This window comes from Bradyrhizobium genomosp. III, assembly GCF_000261705.1.
GTDB lineage: Bacteria > Pseudomonadota > Alphaproteobacteria > Rhizobiales > Xanthobacteraceae > Bradyrhizobium > Bradyrhizobium ottawaense.
The window spans coordinates 1-4,935 of record NZ_AJQF01000117.1; the positions used below are offsets into that span (position 1 = coordinate 1).

The following is a 4,935-nucleotide window of genomic DNA, read 5'->3' on the forward strand; positions in this document are numbered from 1 at the left end:
TCTGCGCGCGGGGATTGACAGAGGGCGACACAGGCTCGGTCGCGAAGCCCGGATGGAGCGCCAGCGTAATCCGGGACGGTGCGAATGCCGGACGAGCGGCCCCGGATTACGCTTTCGCTTCATCGGGGCTACTGGCACTTCCGAACTTCGCCCTATCCCGCGCGGCGGGCGCGGGCCCTGCTTTCCCAGCGGTTCAGCATCTGGCCGAGCTCGCCGGTGACCACGGGGATGGCCGTGATGGCGCTGGGGATCTCGTTGGTGTTGGCGGGCGCGTTGGCGGGAAGCCAATCCGGCTCGGTATATTCGCGCCAGCGGCGCGCTTCGGCGCGTCTTTTGTTGGAGATGAATTCACGCGTGAAATAGCCGGCCGCGAACGCGATTCCCAGCAACACGATCAATACGATGACGCCAGCCACAATCAACTCCGTCCATCGCCCCCGGAGGGGTTCTGCGTGGCAATCAGCGCAAAATCAAGGCTTGAACTTCGCCGAATGGGCGGCTTGCCGCGCTTTGCCGCAAGCAAATTTTTGCTTCGATCCGCGGAACATTTTCGCGCCTTGCAAACGGCACAAGGCGGACGCGGAGTGCATCCGAATATGACAGGATTGAGGCCCGCGCGAATCCGATTCCACCCCTCGCAACCGGCGCCGGACCGCATTAACCTCCGGTTGCTCGGCCGGATCAACCGGCCAGCGAACATCATTGGGAGGACGCGATGACACGCCAAGAGGCTCGTGACCACACGGCTCGTGACCACGAGCAGCATGACCAGGATGCTGCGCTTTCACGACGAACGCTTGTCCGGGGGCTTGCGCTTGGCGCCGCAGCCACGGTCGCCGGCCCCGCGCTGGCCCAGACCGGACCCGCCGCACCGCCGACCACCATCACCACCCCGCCGCGCGATTTCGGCCCCCACGGCGCGCCGACCACTTATTTCTGGGACCCCGACATCATCGCGGTCGATCCCTCCTTCAACGATCTCGCGCAGCCCAACACCGCGATCAAGCGTCTTTATACCGGCGTGCTGTGGGCGGAGGGCCCGGCGTGGAGCGCGCAAGGAAGGTATCTGCTCTGGAGCGACATTCCCAACAACCGCCAGATGCGCTGGAGCGAGGACGACGGCCGCGTCAGCGTGTTTCGCACGCCGTCCAACAATTCCAACGGCAACTCCTTCGACTTCCAGGGCCGCCAGCTCTCCTGCGAGCACCTGACTCGCCGGGTGACGCGCTATGAGCACGACGGCACCGCCACCGTGCTCTGCGACAATTACAACGGCAAGAAGCTGAACTCGCCGAACGACGTCGTCGCGCATCCCGACGGCAGTTACTGGTTCACCGATCCACCCTATGGCGGTCAGCTCTACGAAGGCGAGCCGGATGCGGCGGGCGGTCCGAGCAATGCGGGCGGCAAGCTCAATCCGCGGATCGGACAGCCGGCCGGTTTCCAGCCAGGCAAGCGCGAGCTGCCGACCAATTGCTATCGCATCGACCCCTCCGGCCGCGTCGATCTCGTCGTCACCGAGGAGCAGGTCCCCGATCCGAACGGACTGTGCTTCTCGCCTGATTACAAGAAGCTTTACGTCGCCTCGACCGGCAAAGGGCCAGGCGATACCGGCCCCGGCGGCAAGGGCGAGATCTTCGTGTTCGATGTCGGCGGGGACAACAAGCTCTCCAACCTCAAGAAGTTCAGCGATTGCGTGGTCGACGGCGTGAAGTGCGGACCGGACGGCGTGCGCTGCGACGTCAACGGCAATGTCTGGGCTTCCAGCAATGCCGGCCGCGCCGTCGGCTACAGCGGTGTGACGGTGTGGTCGCCGGAGGGCAAGCTGCTCGGCCGCATCCGCCTGCCGGAGGTGTGCGGCAACATCACCTTCGGCGGTCCCAAGCGCAACCGCCTGTTCATGGCCGCGAGCCAGTCGCTCTACGCGGTGTTCACGGCGACGCAAGGCGCAGGGCCCGGCTGAGGCGAGAGTGCACCGCTATCGTAGGGTGGGCAAAGGCGCAAAGCGCCGTGCCCACCATCTCGTTCCGTATCAAAGGGATCGTGGGCACGCTTCGCTTTGCCCACCCTACGGCACTGCGGACGCGCATCCTCCGATGCGGCTCCTCGGCCGCAATCAAGCTGCACCGCGGGCCAATCTCCGCCATCAAACCAAAGAAGATACGTGACGCGGCACGGCCGCAGCGCGGTGCGCGGACATGATGTCCGCCGCGATCCGCGCCTGACACGGACCGGGAGCCTACGCGATGCGCCGTATGCCAAACGATACGATCATCGTCAGCGTTGGAAGCCAGGAACTCGTGATCGCGTTCGGAGATCCCGGCCTGCCGGTCGACGGCCACGGCGGTAACGACATCATGATCGCAACGGTCGATGACGGGCCCAGCAGCCTGCTGTTTGTCGGTGACGAGGCGATCCTGAACGGCCGATCGCATGGCGGCAACGACCTTCTGGTTGCGACGGTCGAGGGTCGCTTGCCCTATGTGTCTTTTGATGGCGACACGCAGATCATGTCAGATCAAGCCCATGGCGGCAACGACATGCTGCATGTTGAGGCGTCGAACGCGACCTATGCAAACGTTTATCTCTCGGGCGACGCCGAGATCGCCATGACCGGGGATGCCAAGGGCGGCAATGACCTCATCACGGCAGAGATGGGCGACAGATCGTATGGCGCGTTCAGCGGCGATTCCGGATCGCTCATGAGCGGCAACGCTGAAGGCGGCAACGACATCGTCAGCGTGGTCCAGGCCGGATTCTCTGGCAACGCGTCGATATCCGGTGATGCCTTGGTGACCATGAGCGGCGATGCACGCGGCGGCAATGACATCCTCATCTATACCGTCGGCGCCGCTGCGCGGTCCGGCGGCGCATCGCTCCTCGGCGACAGCGGCTACATGAGCGACAATGCCCGCGGCGGGGACGACATCCTGATCGCAGCCGTCGCCGGCAATCCCGATTCGACCTCCATCGCGCTCGTCGGCGATGCCTCGCAGATGTCCGGCAACGCACAGTGTGGCAATGATACCCTCTACGGGAGCGATCGCGGCGATTGGATGTATGGCGATGCACGCATCTACACTCCCGCCGCGGCCGGCTCGATCACCGGCGGCCGCGACCTCCTGAACGGCGGAGGCGGCAATGATCAGCTCTGGGGCGGGCCGAACAACGATCTGTTCGTGTTCAACGCCGGCTCGGGCCAGGACGTGATCAACGATTTCAACCAGGGCAACAAGGCGGCCGGCAGCACGGCGCGGGAGCACGATGTGATCGACGTCCACGCTTACGACTTTGCAGGCTGGGCCGAGCTGAAAAGCCTGATCAGCGACGACAACGCCGGAAATGCGGTGATCCACCTGACCGCCAACGACACGATCACGCTGGACGGCATCCACGCCGCCGATCTCAACGCCAGGGATTTCATCGTCTGAGGTGCGGCGAGAGTCCGGTCGGCACCGGCAAGCCAACACATCCAGCAGGGCCCGTCGCATTTACCGCGGCGGCCTTCGCTTTGTGCAGAAACCGAAGCCCACGCTGGCACCGGAGGACCCATCCTGCGATCCTGTCGTTACCCCCCGTCTGGGTTAGAGGCGCGAGATGGATGATCGACCAAAGCAGACTGAGAGCCTGACCCAGGACGACGGCTTCGTTCACGTCCGGGGCGCGCGCGAGCACAACCTGAGAAACGTCGACGTTCGCATTCCCCGCAACGCCCTCGTCGTGTTCACGGGCGTGTCGGGCTCCGGGAAATCCTCGCTCGCCTTCGGAACGATCTACGCCGAGGCGCAGCGGCGCTATCTGGAGTCGGTGTCGCCTTACGCGCGGCGACTGTTCCACCAGATGCAAGTCCCTGAAGTCGACGACATCGAAGGCCTGCCGCCCGCCGTCGCGCTCCAGCAGCAACGCGGGGCGCCGACGACGCGATCGTCCGTCGGCAGCGTGACCACCATCTCGAACCTGCTGAGGATGCTCTATTCCCGCGCCGGCGATTACCCGCGGGGACAGCCGATGCTCTATGCGGAAGCGTTCTCGCCGAACACGCCCGAGGGGGCGTGCCCGACCTGCCACGGCATCGGCCGGATGCTCGACGTGACCGAGAAGTCGATGGTGCCCGACGACACCAGGACGATCCGAGAGCGCGCCGTCGCGGCCTGGCCGAGCGCCTGGCAAGGGCAGAACCTCCGGGACATCCTGACGACGCTCGGCTACGACGTCGACAAGCCCTGGCGCGAACTTCCCAAAAAAGACCGCGACTGGATCCTGTTCACCGAGGAGCAGCCGACCGTGCCTGTTTACGCCGGTTACGACGCCGCCGAGGTCAAACGCGCCCTGCGCCGCAAGGAAGAGCCGAGCTATCAGGGCACGTTCACCGGCGCCAAGCGCTACGTGATGCAAACCTACGCCAAGTCCGAGAGCGCGATGATGAAGCGCCGCGTCGCGCAATTCATGATCACGCGGGATTGCCCGACCTGCCACGGCACCCGGCTCAAGCCCGAGGCACTCAAGGTCAGGTTCGCCGGCCTCAACATCGCCGAGATGTCGCACCTGCCGCTCAAGCAATTGCAGGAATTGGTCGAGCCGTTCGCAAAGGCCTCGACAGACAAGACGGAGAAGACCGTCGTCGCCAGGCGCATCTGCGAGGATCTGTCGGCGCGGCTCGCCGTCCTGCTCGACCTCGGCCTCGGCTATCTCGCCTGCGAGCGCAGCACGCCGACGCTGTCACCGGGCGAATTGCAACGGCTGCGCCTTGCGACGCAGGTTCGTTCGAATCTGTTCGGCGTCGTCTACGTGCTCGACGAGCCGTCAGCAGGCCTGCATCCCGCCGACACCGAGGCGCTGCTGCGGGCGCTGGACCGGCTGAAGCACGCCGGCAACTCGATCTTCGTGGTCGAGCACGAGATCGAGGTGATCAGCCACGCCGACTGGCTGGGGGGT

General features: G+C 65.1%; 3 protein-coding genes and 1 pseudogene. 3 read left to right on the top strand and 1 reads right to left on the bottom strand.

Annotation, left to right across the window (positions count from 1 at the left end):
* Window positions 1-152 precede the first annotated feature (152 nt).
* Window positions 153-416 carry a hypothetical protein gene (locus tag IC66_RS0110480; protein ID WP_038971177.1) on the bottom strand — a complete coding sequence of 88 codons (264 nt, stop codon included), beginning with the start codon at window positions 414-416 and terminating at the stop codon, window positions 153-155.
* A 299-nt stretch (window positions 417-715) separates the two neighbouring features.
* Here IC66_RS0110480 and IC66_RS0110485 point away from each other — a divergent pair, with 299 nt between their 5' ends.
* From IC66_RS0110485 to IC66_RS0110495, 3 genes and pseudogenes are all read left to right on the top strand, one after another.
* Window positions 716-1,963: an SMP-30/gluconolactonase/LRE family protein gene (locus tag IC66_RS0110485; RefSeq protein ID WP_038947578.1), complete on the top strand. Its 1,248-nt coding sequence runs from the start codon at window positions 716-718 to the stop codon at window positions 1,961-1,963.
* Between the two features lie 283 nt (window positions 1,964-2,246).
* Window positions 2,247-3,431, top strand: coding sequence for a calcium-binding protein (locus IC66_RS0110490; protein WP_038947579.1), 1,185 nt, complete (start codon window positions 2,247-2,249; stop codon window positions 3,429-3,431).
* Between the two features lie 166 nt (window positions 3,432-3,597).
* Window positions 3,598-4,935: pseudogene (locus IC66_RS0110495) on the top strand (excinuclease ABC subunit A); the annotation flags it as partial.